Source organism: Flavobacterium hydrocarbonoxydans (genome assembly GCF_009789235.1).
Classification (GTDB): Bacteria; Bacteroidota; Bacteroidia; order Flavobacteriales; family Flavobacteriaceae; genus Flavobacterium; species Flavobacterium hydrocarbonoxydans.
This window is the reverse complement of the sequence record NZ_WSTB01000016.1, coordinates 1-14,076: the sequence shown is the minus strand read 5'-3', so window position 1 is coordinate 14,076 and position 14,076 is coordinate 1. Positions and strand designations below refer to the sequence as shown.

13 protein-coding genes are annotated in these 14,076 nt (G+C 35.2%); 10 read left to right on the top strand and 3 right to left on the bottom strand.

The features are described from left to right. Nucleotides 1-2: 2 nt before the first annotated feature. From GON26_RS19910 to GON26_RS19885, 7 genes are all read left to right on the top strand, one after another. Complete coding sequence (locus GON26_RS19910) at nucleotides 3-1,502, top strand: RagB/SusD family nutrient uptake outer membrane protein (RefSeq protein ID WP_160376527.1); 1,500 nt, start codon at nucleotides 3-5, stop codon at nucleotides 1,500-1,502. A 14-nt stretch (nucleotides 1,503-1,516) separates the two neighbouring features. Then, nucleotides 1,517-3,145, top strand: a complete 1,629-nt coding sequence (locus tag GON26_RS19905) for a hypothetical protein (protein WP_160376526.1) — start codon at nucleotides 1,517-1,519, stop codon at nucleotides 3,143-3,145. 11 nt (nucleotides 3,146-3,156) lie between these two features. Beyond that, entirely contained in the window at nucleotides 3,157-4,821 is a 1,665-nt protein-coding gene (locus tag GON26_RS19900) for a glycoside hydrolase family 16 protein (protein ID WP_160376525.1), read from the top strand. 81 nt (nucleotides 4,822-4,902) lie between these two features. Next, nucleotides 4,903-5,661 (top strand): glycoside hydrolase family 16 protein, encoded by a 759-nt coding sequence (locus GON26_RS19895; RefSeq protein ID WP_160376524.1) that lies wholly within the window; start codon nucleotides 4,903-4,905, stop codon nucleotides 5,659-5,661. A 302-nt stretch (nucleotides 5,662-5,963) separates the two neighbouring features. Continuing rightward, entirely contained in the window at nucleotides 5,964-6,548 is a 585-nt protein-coding gene (locus GON26_RS19890; RefSeq protein ID WP_160376523.1) for an RNA polymerase sigma factor, read from the top strand. A 49-nt stretch (nucleotides 6,549-6,597) separates the two neighbouring features. After that, on the top strand, nucleotides 6,598-6,741 hold the full coding sequence (locus GON26_RS21610; RefSeq protein WP_202110909.1) for a hypothetical protein: 144 nt from the start codon (nucleotides 6,598-6,600) through the stop codon (nucleotides 6,739-6,741). Nucleotides 6,742-7,391: 650 nt separating this feature from the next. Then, nucleotides 7,392-8,456 carry a hypothetical protein gene (locus tag GON26_RS19885; protein ID WP_160376522.1) on the top strand — a complete coding sequence of 355 codons (1,065 nt, stop codon included), beginning with the start codon at nucleotides 7,392-7,394 and terminating at the stop codon, nucleotides 8,454-8,456. Nucleotides 8,457-8,488: 32 nt separating this feature from the next. Here the strand turns inward: GON26_RS19885 and GON26_RS19880 are convergent, their stop codons facing one another. Beyond that, nucleotides 8,489-9,139, bottom strand: coding sequence for an endonuclease III domain-containing protein (locus tag GON26_RS19880; protein WP_160376521.1), 651 nt, complete (start codon nucleotides 9,137-9,139; stop codon nucleotides 8,489-8,491). A gap of 658 nt (nucleotides 9,140-9,797) precedes the next feature. On the opposite strand from GON26_RS19880, the gene bcp reads away from it, so the two are divergent. Then, nucleotides 9,798-10,250, top strand: a complete 453-nt coding sequence (bcp, locus tag GON26_RS19875) for a thioredoxin-dependent thiol peroxidase (protein WP_160376520.1) — start codon at nucleotides 9,798-9,800, stop codon at nucleotides 10,248-10,250. Nucleotides 10,251-10,638: 388 nt separating this feature from the next. Here bcp and GON26_RS19870 read toward each other — a convergent pair whose 3' ends face one another. Further along, nucleotides 10,639-12,096 (bottom strand): TonB-dependent receptor, encoded by a 1,458-nt coding sequence (locus GON26_RS19870; protein WP_160376519.1) that lies wholly within the window; start codon nucleotides 12,094-12,096, stop codon nucleotides 10,639-10,641. A gap of 90 nt (nucleotides 12,097-12,186) precedes the next feature. On the opposite strand from GON26_RS19870, the gene GON26_RS19865 reads away from it, so the two are divergent. Together GON26_RS19865 and GON26_RS19860 are read left to right on the top strand one after the other, a co-directional pair. Next, nucleotides 12,187-12,951 (top strand): MBL fold metallo-hydrolase, encoded by a 765-nt coding sequence (locus tag GON26_RS19865; RefSeq protein ID WP_160376518.1) that lies wholly within the window; start codon nucleotides 12,187-12,189, stop codon nucleotides 12,949-12,951. A 13-nt stretch (nucleotides 12,952-12,964) separates the two neighbouring features. Next, on the top strand, nucleotides 12,965-13,468 hold the full coding sequence (locus tag GON26_RS19860; RefSeq protein ID WP_160376517.1) for a hypothetical protein: 504 nt from the start codon (nucleotides 12,965-12,967) through the stop codon (nucleotides 13,466-13,468). Nucleotides 13,469-13,499: 31 nt separating this feature from the next. On the opposite strand, the gene GON26_RS19855 is transcribed toward GON26_RS19860, so the two are convergent. Continuing rightward, nucleotides 13,500-13,898: a hypothetical protein gene (locus GON26_RS19855; RefSeq protein ID WP_160376516.1), complete on the bottom strand. Its 399-nt coding sequence runs from the start codon at nucleotides 13,896-13,898 to the stop codon at nucleotides 13,500-13,502. Between the last annotated feature and the right edge of the window lie 178 nt (nucleotides 13,899-14,076).

Here is a 14,076-nt window from a genome sequence, read left to right as displayed (position 1 = left end):
AAATGAAAAAATATTTATTTTCAACCATAGTAACGATAGTATTACTTTCAACCGTAACGATTTCCTGTTCGGATGAATTTGTAAATCCTAAGATAGAATATTCAATTGATTCTGAGAACTATTTTAATTCTAAAGAAGAATACGATCAGGCATTGATAGCTGCTTATGACATCCTTCAATCTACTTATGTAAATGTTTTATTAGGAGAAATTGCTTCTGATAATACTTTGGCAGGAGGAGAAAGTCCAACCGATGTGGTAGGTTTTCAACAAATAGACGACATGATTCATACACCGGTAAATAGTAATTTGAAAGACATTTGGTCCTGGATGTTCGCTGGTGTTCAAAGAACAAATTACATACTGGAATTTCAGGACAAAACTGACTTTGAAGGCAAAGCACAACTTATAGCCGAAACACGTTTTTTAAGAGCATACTATCATTTTGAATTAGTAAAATGGTTTGGTGGTATTCCGATGAAAGGCGATGCGAGGTTTAAAATTGGAGATGAAACTACAATTCCGCGTTCATCAGTTGAGGAAGTGTATGCTTCTATCGAGGCTGATTTAAATTTCGCAGTTGCTAATTTATCTCCAATTGCTTCTCAAAAAGGAAGAGTGACTAAGGGTGCAGCACAAGCTTTATTAGGAAAAGCCTATTTGTATCAGGATAAATTTTCGCAAGCTGCTACCACGCTTCAGGGTTTAATCTCGACTTCTCCTTATTCTTTGGTTACAGATTATGATTCAATATTTGAAATGGCTGGAGAGAACGGTGCTGAATCTGTTTTCGAAGTACAATATACAGATGTTGAAGGTGCTGGTTTTGGATGTTTGCAATGTAGTGAAGGTAACATAGCCGTTGGTTTTAGCGGAATTAGAAATTATTCAGGACCTCTTTTCTCATCAGGATTTAGTTTTAATATTCCAACTCAGGAAAGTGCTGATGCTTTTGAAGTAGGTGACAAGCGTAAAAATGTTGCGATTTTAGATATTAATGCCTGGGCCGAAGCGAATACAGATTTTGATAGTGGTAACGGAATTACATTTGGAAAAGGAAATGAAGATACGGGTTTCTTTAACAGAAAATATTTACCAAGAAAAAGAAGCGCAGAAGCGGCAGGAGATTTAAACTTAACCAACCCAAACAATTACAGAGCTATTCGTTATGCTGATGTTCTTTTGATGGCTGCTGAAGCTTACAACCGTGGAGGAATTGATGATGCTAAAGCAAGAGGATACTTAAATGAAGTAAGAAAACGTGCTTTTGGAGATTCAAATCACAATATATCAGCTTCAGGAGCTGCTCTTACCGATTTTATTTTGGCAGAAAGAAGATTAGAACTTTTTGGTGAAGGACATCGTTTCTTTGACTTGGTGAGAACTGGAAAAGCAGTAGGAACAATACCAGGTTTTAAAGCAAATAAAAACGAATTATTTCCAATTCCAATCGAAGAAATTCAATTTGCAAACGGAAACTGGGCACAAAATCCTGGATATTAAAAAAAACATTCATTATGAAAAAATTACATTTAATTATAAGTCTTTTCGTTTTAGCAATGCTTATCGCTTGCTCTAATGACGATAGTAACGGTATAGATTTAGAGGGCATTAGTGCACCAGCTAACGTTTCGGCTTTAGTAACCGTAACACAGGACAACACCGGTAAAGTAACTTTTTTGCCTAAAGGCGAAGGCGCTACGCAATACAAAATTAATTTTGGACATGGTGGCGCAGTATCTACTGCTATAGCACCTGGAGAAACTATATCGCATGTTTATCCTGAAGGAGTTTACAAAGCAAAGATTATTGCAATGGGACTGAACGGAAAAACGACAGAAGCTGAGCAGGATGTTGTGGTTTCGTTTAAAGCTCCGGAAAATTTGGTAGTAACCATTACAAATGATGTGGCTGTATCTAAAAAAGTAACTGTTAAGGCAACGGCAGATTTTGCTTTGTTTTATGATGTTTATTTTGGAGAAGCAGGGAAACCAGATCCGGTTTCGGCGAATATTGGTGATGAAGTTTCTTACACCTATCAGGAGGCAGGAGTTTACACGATTCGTGTAGTAGCAAAAAGTGCTGCGATCCAAACGACAGAATTCAGTCAGGAATTTACAGCTATATTGATTTTAAATCCAACTTCGGCTGCTCCAACACCACCTAACCGATCAGCCGGAAATGTGATTTCTATCTACGGTTCAAAATACACCAATGTAGCAGGAACTAACTTTTTCCCAGATTGGGGACAGGCAGGACAAGGAAGTAGTTGGGGTGAATTTGATTTGAATGGAGATAAAATGCTGAATTATATCAACCTGAGTTATCAGGGAATTGCATTGGCTGATGGAACTTCAATTGATGTTTCCGGAATGGATTATTTGCACATGGATGTATGGACAGCAGATTTACAAAAAATCGAAACATCTTTGATTAGTTTAACTAATGGAGAAAAACCAGTTACAAAAGATTTGACGGCCAATGAATGGACCAGTATTGATATTCCAATTTCGGCCTTTACAAGTCAGGGATTAACAGTGGCAGATATCTTTCAGTTGAAATTAGTTGGAACTCCTTGGGCAGGAGGAAGTGTATTTGTAGATAATATTTATTTCTACAAAACGCCTGCACAAGTTATAGAATTACCTCTTGATTTTGAATCGAGTACCTTAACATACGCTTGGTCAGGTTTTGGAAGTGATAGCTTTGGCGCAATTCCGGCTGCTGTTGTAGCAAATCCTGATAAAACTGGAGCGAATGTATCGAATAATGTTGTAAAGATTGAAAAATTAGCTGGTGCGCAGGTATGGGCTGGAGCAAGTCTGAACCTTGAAACACCAATTGATTATGCTAAAGGGACAATTGTAAAAGTAAACGTTTGGTCTCCTAAAGTAGGTGCTGATATTTTATATAAAATGGAACTTTCGACCTCACCAAAAGATGGAAACGGAAATCCAACTGTTTTTATCGAAGTGCATGCAGCAAGTACTGTAGCAAATGCGTGGGAGGTATTGACTTTCGATTTGACAACGGCACCAGGTTTTAGTACCTCAAATAAGTACGACCGCGTAATTTTGTTCCCTGATTTTGGACAAATGGGTACCGGTGCAACTTATTATTTTGATGACATTAAACAATCCAACTAAAAAAAGAAATCATGAGTAAAAAAATAATTATAAGTATAGTTTCTCTGTTTGCGATTCTTTTGGCGGTAAGCTGTCAGAAAGATGATTACGCTTTTGGAGATATAACGGCACCCTCGAATCTTGAGGTAACTTTTGAGATTGTTGGAAAAACGGCCGAAGCTCCTTTTGGAGACGGATCAGGGATTGTTAAGTTTAAGGCAACTGCTGATAATGCAATTTCCTATAAATATGTATTTAGCGATGGCACCTCTAAAAATGCGCCTAGCGGAGAATTTCCAGACAAAAGATTTACTAAAACCGGTATCAATAAATACACTGCAACCGTAATTGCTTATGGCAAAGGTGGAGTAGCGACTAATACTACTGTCGAAGTAGAAGTTTTAAGCAACTTTAGCGATCCGGAAGCAGTTGAATTTTTAACTGGCGGTACTTCTAAAAAATGGTATTGGTCAGCATCTGAGCCAGGACACTTAGGAGTAGGACAAAATGACGGTGATGCAACTAAAAACTACTATGCAAACTACTATCAGGCTGGTCCTTTCGAAAAAGCGGGTTCACCGGCAAGCAGCTGTTTATACGAAAACGTACTAACGTTCTCTCTTGATGGCGAGCAACTGAAATTTGAATTAGACAATGGAGGAGCAACTTTCTTTAATGCTGCTTTTGCAAGTGTAGCTGGCGGAAGCTCTCCGGATGATGCGTGTTTAGCGTATGATGTAAGTGGAGCTAAAAATGTATCATTAAGTCCTTCAGAATCTGTTGTAATGGCAAATCCAGATCACTTAACACAAACCAGAGGGACTATGTTAAATTTTGCTGATGGTGGTTTTATGGGGTATTATATTGGTCAGAGTTCTTACGAAATTTTATCGATTACCGCTAACCGAATGGTTGTAAGAGCCGTAATGGGAGGAAATCCTGCATTGGCTTGGTATCATATCTTTACAACAACACCGCCTAACCAGAATCCGGATCCTATTACAGATTATACAAATTTAGTTTGGTCTGATGAGTTCAATACTGATGGAGCTCCGGATGCGACTAAATGGGGGTATGATTTAGGAAGCAGTGGTTTTGGTAATAATGAAAAACAAAATTATACCACTTCTGCATCAAACGTAATTGTACAAGGCGGAAACCTTATAATTACGGCTAAAAAAGAAGCTTCTGGTGGAGCAGAATATTCATCAGCACGTATAAAATCAGATAATAAGTTTAAATTTACCTACGGAAAAGTTGAGGTTCGCGCTAAGCTACCAACAGGAGGAGGAACATGGCCTGCTATCTGGATGTTAGGGCAAAATTATGCAACTCAGGAATGGCCTGCCTGTGGCGAAATTGATATCATGGAGCATGTGGGTAACAGCCAGAATTTAATTCATGGTACGCTTCATTATCCGGGACGTTTTGGAGGAAGTGCAGATTCTGGAAGCAAAACGATACCAAATGTATCGACAGAGTTTCATGTCTATAAAACAATCTGGACACCAGGTTCTATAAAAATTTATGCTGATGATGTATTAATTCATTCGGTTACAAATACTGCCTCTTTGCCGTTTAACAAAGACTTCTTCTTAATCCTTAATGTTGCTATGGGAGGTAATTTTGGAGGAAATATTGATCCTGCTTTTACACAATCATCAATGGAAATTGATTATGTCAGAGTATATCAATAGTTTAGAGAATAATTAAAAAAAAAATAAGAAGGTCAGTCTAGGCTGGCCTTCTTAATTTTAATAACAGCATAATTTTAGCAAATGAAAAAAATAATATTACTATTGATGATCAGTAGCTTTTGCCACGCACAAGAGGTAAAAAGAAAATTGGTCTGGGAAGAAAATTTTGATGAAAAAAAAATAAACGAATCAGTTTGGAATTACGAATTGGGTGATGGCTGCCCAAATCTTTGTGGTTGGGGAAACAATGAAAGACAGCTTTATACCAAAGACAATCACGAAATAAAAGACGGAAATTTTATTATCGAAGCCAAAAAAGACGGGAATAAATATACTTCGACCAAAATCACTACAAAAGGAAAAAAAGAATTTCTGTACGGACGTATCGAAGCCAGGGCAAAACTTCCTGTTGGGCACGGTTTATGGCCGGCATTCTGGATGTTAGGGGCAAATATCGATGAGGTAAAATGGCCAAAAACCGGCGAAATTGATATCTTAGAATATATAGGAAGAGATCCGCACATGGTTTATACTACCCTGCACACACAAGATAGCCATGGTAATACCATCAATACCAAAAAAACAAAATTCGAAAATATCGAAGAGGGCTACCATGTTTATGCTATCGAATGGGATAAGGATAAAATAGACTTTTTTGTAGATACTGAGTTGGTTTATACGTTTAATCCTCCGGTAAAAAACGAAGACACCTGGCCATTTGATAAACCTTTTTATATCATTGTTAATTTAGCAATAGGAGGCAATTTTGGAGGACCTGATGTAGATGATAGTGTACTGCCGCAAAAATTTTATGTTGATTATGTACGCGTGTATCAGTAAAAACCATAATAAATCAAATAAGGATTAATTCGCTTGAATAAAGTGAGTTATAGCTGTTTAAAAAGCAGATTGAGCGTGAGATTATCTGTTTTTTTGAGTGTAATTTGCAAAAACAATATGTTTCGTATCGTTTTTTTTATGATTTTATTGTTATTTATTATGTGTTTTATTTGCTTTTTAAAATAATTATTTGTTAAATTTGAACAAAATATTAACATAACCCAAAAACTGATTAGCCTATACAATAAAACTACTTTTTAGAAAAATTCTTAAAATTTAAACAAAACTAAAAAGGTAGTACTATGGCTGATCTGCACATTCCAGACGCTCTATTAGTTAAAAATTATATCGATGGCAACGAAAATTCCCTTGCGATATTGATAAAAAGGCATGAGTCTAAAATATATGGTTTTATATATTCTAAGATTGCCGATAGAGACATTTCAAATGATATTTTCCAGGATACTTTTATCAAAGTAATCAAAACTTTAAAATCCAATTCCTATAACGAAGAAGGTAAATTTTTGCCTTGGGTAATGCGTATTTCTCACAATCTCATTGTAGATCACTTCCGCAAGACTAAAAAAATGCCGATGTACAGAGAAACCGAAGAGTTTTCGATTTTCTCTATCATGTCGGATGATTCTTTGACTATCGAAAATAAAATGATAGCGGATCAGGTCGAAGTTGATCTTAAAAAACTGATAGAAGAGCTTCCGGATGATCAAAAAGAAGTTTTGGTTATGCGTATGTATCAGGACATGAGTTTTAAAGAAATCTCAGAACTTACGGGAGTTAGCATCAATACAGCGCTGGGCAGAATGCGTTATGCTTTGATGAATTTGAGAAAAATTATAGACAAACATCAAATTATTTTAACCAATTAATACTATTTTGAGTATTAGCTCGTTATACTACAATAAAACAATTTGTAGTATGGCAAAAATTTACTCTAAAAAGACATTAGTTACTAAAAACTTAAAACCTAAAAAAGAAGTCGTTTCATTTTTATTAAATTATTCAAAAGCACTTACAGTGGTAAAAGTAAACGATAAAAGTTTTGAGATTATAGCTAATTAAACAGCCCACTACTTTTGTCGGATGTTTATTTCGAAAGAAAAAACCAACTGGTCGTTTGGTTTAAAACTCACTATTTATACGCAAATATAAATAGTGAGTTTTTTTATGCCTTAAATTCAGATTTATTTTTATAAAGAACTAATATATAGTGTGGTACTGTTTTTATTTTTAAAATAAATTATAAGAATTTTGGATTTGTTTCTGTTTAGATTTGTTAAAATTTCACCTTTTGAATAAATTTTGTTTAGATATTCGATTTTTAATTATATTTTAGTTAAATAGTAATTTTTTATATAAATAAATTACATAATCAATAAGTTTTTTGTAATAAAAAACTTTAAAACATTTAAGAATATTCATTTAATATAAAACCAAAAATACAAGTTTAACCAAATAACCAAATCGATTATGAAAAAAAATTACCTCGTTTTATTTTATTTTGTTTGTTGTGCGTCTTAGTGTTTTACGATAAAAGCAGTAAGACCAAATAAATGGTTTTACTAAAATTTGCAGGAATCAAAAGATCAGTTTTGTATTCAACTGTAAGCATTATTTGTAACACATTAGGGTAGAGTAAAAAAAACAGATACCATGTTTTGTAAAACTCAGAGTTCCCCGTAAAATCTATTTAACAACTAAACCTGACCAAAATGAAAAAGAACCTAATGATATTATCATTATTGTTAATGATAAATATTGGAGCATTTGCTCAAAAAGACGAAATAAAAGAAGCAGAATCTTTGTATGATAAAGGAAAATCTCAGGAAGCTGCTGCAATTTTAAAGAAAGTAGAGTATCTGGTAATCAATGCTCCAGACGAAGTCAAATCCGACTTCTTTTATCTAAAAGGAAACGTTTACAAAGATCTGGCAACCAAAAATATTGATGCAGCAGCTAATTTTACGTTAGCATCAGGTGCTTATCAGGACGTACTTTTGTACGAAAATGAATCTCGAAATTATAAATATGCTTTCAAAGCCAACTCAGCATTAAAAGAAATGAAATCTAAGCTGGTAGATGGAGCTTACGCCGATTTTCAAGCCGGAAAATTCAAAGAAAGTGCCGATAAAAGTTACGAAGTTTATTTATTCGATAAAAAAGATACTTTAAACCTAATGAATGCCGCTTCTTCTTCCTTAACGGGTAAAGATTATATGGCTTCAATTAAATATTACGAGGAATTACGAAGATTAAATTATTCCGGAAAGGCAGTTATTTTTTATGCCACCAACAAAAAAACAAACAAGGAGGAGGCTTTTGTTTCTATGAGTGCCAGAGAGTCTAACATAAAAGAAGGTCTTTACGATAAGCCCAGAAATGTTTCTCCACCTTCAAAAAAAGCAGAAATTTTAAATGCTTTGGCGTATTCTTATCTGGAAAGAAACGATTTTACAAATGCTGATAAATATTATACAGAGGGCTTGCAAATAAATCCGAAATGTATAGATTGTTATGTAAACTTAGCATATATCAAAATACAATTAAAAAAAGTATTAATTGATCAAATGGATTTATTAGGAAATACTCCAAAAGATTTAAAAGAGTATGAAAAACTTGATGCTCAGAAGGATGAAATTGTAAAAAGTGCCATTCCGTATCTTAAACAAGCATTGGTAATCGAACCCAAAAATGAAGATGCACTCAAATCGCTTTTGGGAATCTATCGCTCACTGGACATGACAAATGAATACAATGCCCTAAAAAGCGGCATGTAAAAATTAAAAAAAAACATAAGAAGCTACCACATTTATTTGCTGGTAGCTTCTTCAATTACAGACTTTCGGCCAATAGTTCTCGTAATAATATCTTTCTCTAAACTCCAGCCTCTCGCAGGCGAATATTCTCTTCCGTACCAAATGATCTGCAGGTGCAAATCGTTCCATATTTCTCTCGGAAACAATCTTTTAGCATCTTTTTCAGTCTGAACCACGTTTTTACCATTGGTTAAATTCCAGCGATACATTAGTCTATGAATGTGTGTGTCAACCGGAAAAGCCGGAACACCAAATGCTTGCGACATCACCACACTCGCTGTTTTATGCCCAACAGCAGGTAATGCTTCAAGAGCCTCAAAACTCTGTGGCACTTTTCCGTCGTGTTTATCAATCAAAATATGTGACAAACCGTGAATTCCTTTCGATTTCATTGGCGACAAACCACAAGGGCGAATAATTTCCTTAATTTCTTCCACCGACATTTTAATCATATCATACGGATTATCAGCCTTCGCAAAAAGTAAGGGTGTAATCTGATTCACACGCACATCGGTACATTGTGCCGAAAGTAAAACCGCAATCAACAACGTATAAGGATCCTTATGATCAAGCGGAACAGGTATGGTAGGGTAGAGTTCTTTTAGCGTATCGATAACAAATTGTACGCGGGCTTCTTTATTCATTTAAGTATTTTTAATCACGTAAAAATAGTATAATTTTACTCATGTGCCTAATCCAGCTTTCCGTTGCAACTCCTCGTTCTGGCAGTTGCATTTTTAAGCCCTGGCAAGAGCTTCCTCCGGTCGCTTTGCCAATGCAAAAAATGCAAACTCCCACAACTGCGGGGTTTTCACTACAATCTGGGGCATTTAGCGTTGTGAGTTGTGAGATGTGAGATGTGAGATGTGAGTTGTGGGTTGTGGGTTATGGGTTATTAGATGTTAGATGTTAGATGTTAGATGTTAGATGTTAGATGTTAGATGTGAGTTTCAGCGTACAGCTTTGCGAACCTCACATTGAAAATGAGCAAAAACTTAGCGTATCTTTGTGTAAACCTTTGCGGCCTTTGCGGTAAAATAGAGGTTTAGCTTTCAGCGTACAGCTTTGCGAATCTCACATTGAAAATGACTTAAAACTTACCGTATCTTTGCGTAAACCTTTGTGCCCTTTGCGGTAAAATAGAGGTTTAGCTTTCAGCGTAAAGCTTTGCGAATCTCACATTGAAAATGACTTAAAACTTAGCTTATCTTTGCGTAAAAACTTTGCGTCCCGATAGCTATCGGGATTGCGGTTAAATAGATGTAGTATGGAAATCTAAAATCAACAATCTAAAATATAAAAATGACAACATTAAAAGCAGGCGATAAAGCCCCAAATTTCTCAGGAGTAGATCAGGACGGAAAAACACATCAATTAGCAGATTATAAAGGAAAAAAATTAGTCGTTTTCTTTTATCCAAAAGCAAGTACGCCAGGTTGTACCGCTGAAGCCTGCGATTTAAGAGATAATTTCGAGCGTTTTAAAGCTAATAATTACGAACTTTTAGGTGTAAGTGCCGATAGTCAGAAAGCGCAAGGAAAATTTAAAGACAAATACGAATTTCCTTTTCCGTTATTGGCTGATGAAGACAAATCGGTAATTAATGCGTTTGGCGTTTGGGGACCTAAAAAATTCATGGGAAGAGAATACGACGGAATTCACAGAACGACCTTTGTAATCGACGAAAACGGAATCATCGATGAGGTTATCGAAAATGTAAAAACCAAAGAACACGCAGCTCAGATTTTGAAGTAGTTGTGTGTTATGGGTTATGGGTTGTGTGTTATGAGTTTTGAATTTCCATTTTTATTGTAGAGACGCACTGCAGTGCGTCTAATTGTTAGTATAAAAACCATCTTGTTATCCTCACGAAGGAAGGATCCCCACAAGAAACTAACACAAAGCTTTACCTGGATTATCGAGCTCCTAGTTGAGATTCTTCCTTTGTCAAGGATGACAAACTATGGTTTTATAAAAAAACTTTCTTATGAAAACCTAATGCCCTAGCCCAGATAGAAGTGGAAATCCTTTTGTGCCGGGGTTCGGCACAAAAGATTGCAACGGATAGCTGGAAATAGCTCCTAAAAAAAGTCCAAAAAAGATAATTTCTCTTTTGGACTTTTTTTTATACTGAAAACCGAAATTAGTTTTGTTCTAATTCCTTTTGCGGATGATAACCAAAAAGGTGGTGTTCTTTTATAATTTCGGCGATACCTGTAGGTAACATGCGTTCCCAGCCTGGTTTGCCCTGACCAATCATTTTTAGGACTTCGCGAGAGAAAACCTCTAAATTGTTTGGGTCAAAATCAGCGATGTCCACTACTTTTCCGTTGAATTTAAAGAATTTGTACAATTCTTTCATTCTAGGATGCACTTTTAAGTTGGTCGAATTCATCAGGACACCATTCTCATCAAGCATTGGGTACAAGAAAACTTTCATATCTCGGTAGAATAATTTACCAAAAGCTTCCAGAATTCCACCGCTTAAATGACGGTAGTATTTCTCGTCAAAAATATCGACTAAGTTGTTGACACCCATTGCTAATCCCATTCGGGCTTTGGTGTAGTTAGCAAAATATTCGACTACTTTATAATATTCCTGGAAGTTCGAAATCATTACGGTTTGACCAAGAGAACAAAGCAATTCGGCTCTGTCCATAAAGTCGCGTTCATCAATTTCACCATCTGAACGTAAGTTCGAAAGTGTGATTTCGAAAACCACTAATGTGTTTTCTTTTTCGACCTTATTTTCTTCGAGAAACATTTTAAGCGATTTCTCGTACATGTCCATATTTACTTTCGTAACCGGACGGAAACTTCCTCTAAGGGCAAGAAGGTTTTTTTTGTATAAAATGGCAGCTGGCAGAATATTTTTCCCTTCAGGGTTAAACATTACGGCATCTGTCATTCCGTTTTTGACCAGTTGCAAACTCATCAAACGATTATCAACATCCGCAAAACGTGGTCCAGAGAAGTTAATAGTATCAATTTCGAGTTGGTCTTTGTCTAAGTGATCGTATAAATAACGCAGTAAACGTTTAGGATCATTGTATTTGTAGAAAGCGCCGTAAATCAGGTTAACTCCCAGAATTCCTAGTGTTTCTTGTTGTAAACGGGCATCAGTTTCTTTGAAACGAATGTGTAGAATAATTTCGTTGTAGGCTTCGTCAGGTTCTATTTGGTATCGAATTCCAACCCAGCCGTGGCCTTTAAATTGTTTGGCAAAATCGATAGTAGCAACCGTGTTGGCATAACTAAAGAAAAGCTTGTTTGGGTGTTTTTCGCGGCTTAAACGTTCCTCAATTAGTTCTCCTTCAAAGGTCAACATTTTTTTGAGTCGGTTTTCGGTCACGTAGCGGCCGTCGCCTTCGATTCCGTAAACGGCATCACTAAAATCTTTGTCGTAGGCAGACATCGCTTTTGCAATTGTTCCCGATGAACCTCCGGATCTGAAAAAGTGCCTCACTGTTTCTTGTCCAGCGCCAATTTCGGCAAAAGTTCCGTAGATATTTTCGTTTAAATTAATGCGTAACGCTTTGTCTTTTATAGAAGGAATCTGTTCGATGACCTTGTCACCTTTGAGTTTTATTTCTGTACCCATTTTATTTTAAATAGATTTGTTACAAAGTTAGCAAATTAGGCTTCTAATGAAAGAGAAATAATCCTATTTTTGTAAAAAAATCAAGTTCAATTGAAAGTCTATTTTTTAGGTACTGGTACTTCTCAAGGCATCCCGATTATTGGGGTCGATCATCCTGTTTGTAAAAGCACTGATGCTAAGGATAAAAGGCTTCGTGTGGCGATCTGGATTACATGGAACGAGCACTCTTACGTGATCGATTGCGGACCCGATTTCAGGCAGCAAATGCTTTCCTGTGGCTGCAGGCATCTCGATGCGATTTTGTTTACACACGAACATGCCGATCACACAGCAGGTTTGGATGACATTCGTCCGTTTAATTTTCGTCAGGGAGAGATTCCGGTTTATGCGCATCAACGGGTAATCGACAATCTGAAACGCCGTTTTGATTATGTTTTCGAAACCGTCAATAAATATCCGGGCGCACCAAGCGTAAAAACTATTGAGGTTATCAATAATAAACCTTTTGCAATAGGTGATAAAATGGCAATTCCGGTAAATGTCATGCACGGAGACTTACAGGTTTTTGGGTATCGCATAGACGATTTTGCTTATTTGACGGATGTAAAAACCATCGCAGCAGCTGAAACGGAGAAACTTAAAAACTTAAAAGTTTTGGTTGTGAATGCGTTGCGTGTAGAACCGCATGACACGCATTTTAATTTGCAGGAAGCACTTGATTTTATAAATTTGGTCAAACCTGAAAAGGCATATCTAACGCATATTAGCCATGTTTTAGGCTTTCATGAAGAAGTACAGAAACAATTGCCTGAAAATGTATTCCTGGCCTACGACAACTTAGAAATTACAATTTAAATTATACCACAAAATGAAAAAATCCTTACTGCTTTACCTTTTTTTATTAGCTATTTTAATGAATGTTTTTACGTATATGTTTTATAGTAGAGAGGTAAAATTTGGAGAAGAACGTTACGAAAAAACAACTAAAAAACTAAGAGATAGTATCAGTTTGGTTACAACACAATTAACTGAAGCGGATTATTTTTCTTTGGCACACAATGAAAATGCGCAAAATTATTTTGATAATAGTGCTACGGGTGGAAAGTTTATAGCTTACGAAAAATTGATTCCGGTTGTAACCGAAAAGTTAATGGATTTAAACTCAAGCCCGACCGGAAATCCTTATACAGGTCAGGATATGATTGATGGCAAGAAATTTATCATCAATAAGGTAAAAGTTTTAAATCACCGCTGGATTATTGCGGATTACAGCAATGGCGAAATTTGGGGTGAAGTTTTATTGAAATATTTTGTAAACGATGACGAAAGTATTGCTTTTGAAGTGAATCAGTCGTTGTTGTATCAGAAGTAGATATTTAATAGCAGTTTTAAAATTTCAATTTCTAAAAAAATAATTTTTCTGGAAAATAATAAGTTGATATTGATTGTTTTTTTACAGAATCTAATGATAGATTATTAGAGTACTTCATTAAATTAGGATTATAAAAATACTCTTTATAATAATCTAAATGGTAGACTATTAAATAATTAATTAATATATTTTCTATTTCTTCGTGAATGAAAATATAATTGCTATTTATTTTTATACAATCATTATCAAAATATTCTTTTTTTACGGTACTTACATGATAAAATGTGTTTAATTTAAAATCTTCAAGTTTTTCCAAAATTTCCATTTTTGATTTTGGAATATCTTCTATTTTATATTTTTTATAGTTTCCTTGGTAAGGATAAGAAGTGTTTTTTGATAAAAATTCAATGGTTTTTAAGATTTTAATCATTTTTTTTTGTTTTAAATTAGTTTATTTAAGTAAAATTAAACCTTATATTTCATTTAAAAAAAATCATTAAATCTATTTTAATGAAACGAAAAAAGCATAAAATATCTCTGTATATTTTATGCTTTTTGATTTCTCTTTTCTTGAATAAATGATTAGTTTAACTTAAATAATCAATTCC

Excerpts from the sequence above, each read along its gene's own strand:
- GON26_RS19880 (WP_160376521.1), bottom strand. The coding sequence starts at position 9,139 with ATGAATAAAGAAGCCCGCGTACAATTTGTTATCGATACGCTAAAAGAA.
- GON26_RS19855 (WP_160376516.1), bottom strand. The coding sequence starts at position 13,898 with ATGATTAAAATCTTAAAAACCATTGAATTTTTATCAAAAAACACTTCT.
- GON26_RS19890 (WP_160376523.1), top strand. The coding sequence starts at position 5,964 with ATGGCTGATCTGCACATTCCAGACGCTCTATTAGTTAAAAATTATATC.
- GON26_RS19900 (WP_160376525.1), top strand. The coding sequence starts at position 3,157 with ATGAGTAAAAAAATAATTATAAGTATAGTTTCTCTGTTTGCGATTCTT.
- bcp (WP_160376520.1), top strand. The coding sequence starts at position 9,798 with ATGACAACATTAAAAGCAGGCGATAAAGCCCCAAATTTCTCAGGAGTA.
- GON26_RS19870 (WP_160376519.1), bottom strand. The coding sequence starts at position 12,096 with ATGGGTACAGAAATAAAACTCAAAGGTGACAAGGTCATCGAACAGATT.
- GON26_RS19895 (WP_160376524.1), top strand. The coding sequence starts at position 4,903 with ATGAAAAAAATAATATTACTATTGATGATCAGTAGCTTTTGCCACGCA.
- GON26_RS19905 (WP_160376526.1), top strand. The coding sequence starts at position 1,517 with ATGAAAAAATTACATTTAATTATAAGTCTTTTCGTTTTAGCAATGCTT.
- GON26_RS19885 (WP_160376522.1), top strand. The coding sequence starts at position 7,392 with ATGAAAAAGAACCTAATGATATTATCATTATTGTTAATGATAAATATT.
- GON26_RS19910 (WP_160376527.1), top strand. The coding sequence starts at position 3 with ATGAAAAAATATTTATTTTCAACCATAGTAACGATAGTATTACTTTCA.
- GON26_RS19860 (WP_160376517.1), top strand. The coding sequence starts at position 12,965 with ATGAAAAAATCCTTACTGCTTTACCTTTTTTTATTAGCTATTTTAATG.
- GON26_RS21610 (WP_202110909.1), top strand. The coding sequence starts at position 6,598 with ATGGCAAAAATTTACTCTAAAAAGACATTAGTTACTAAAAACTTAAAA.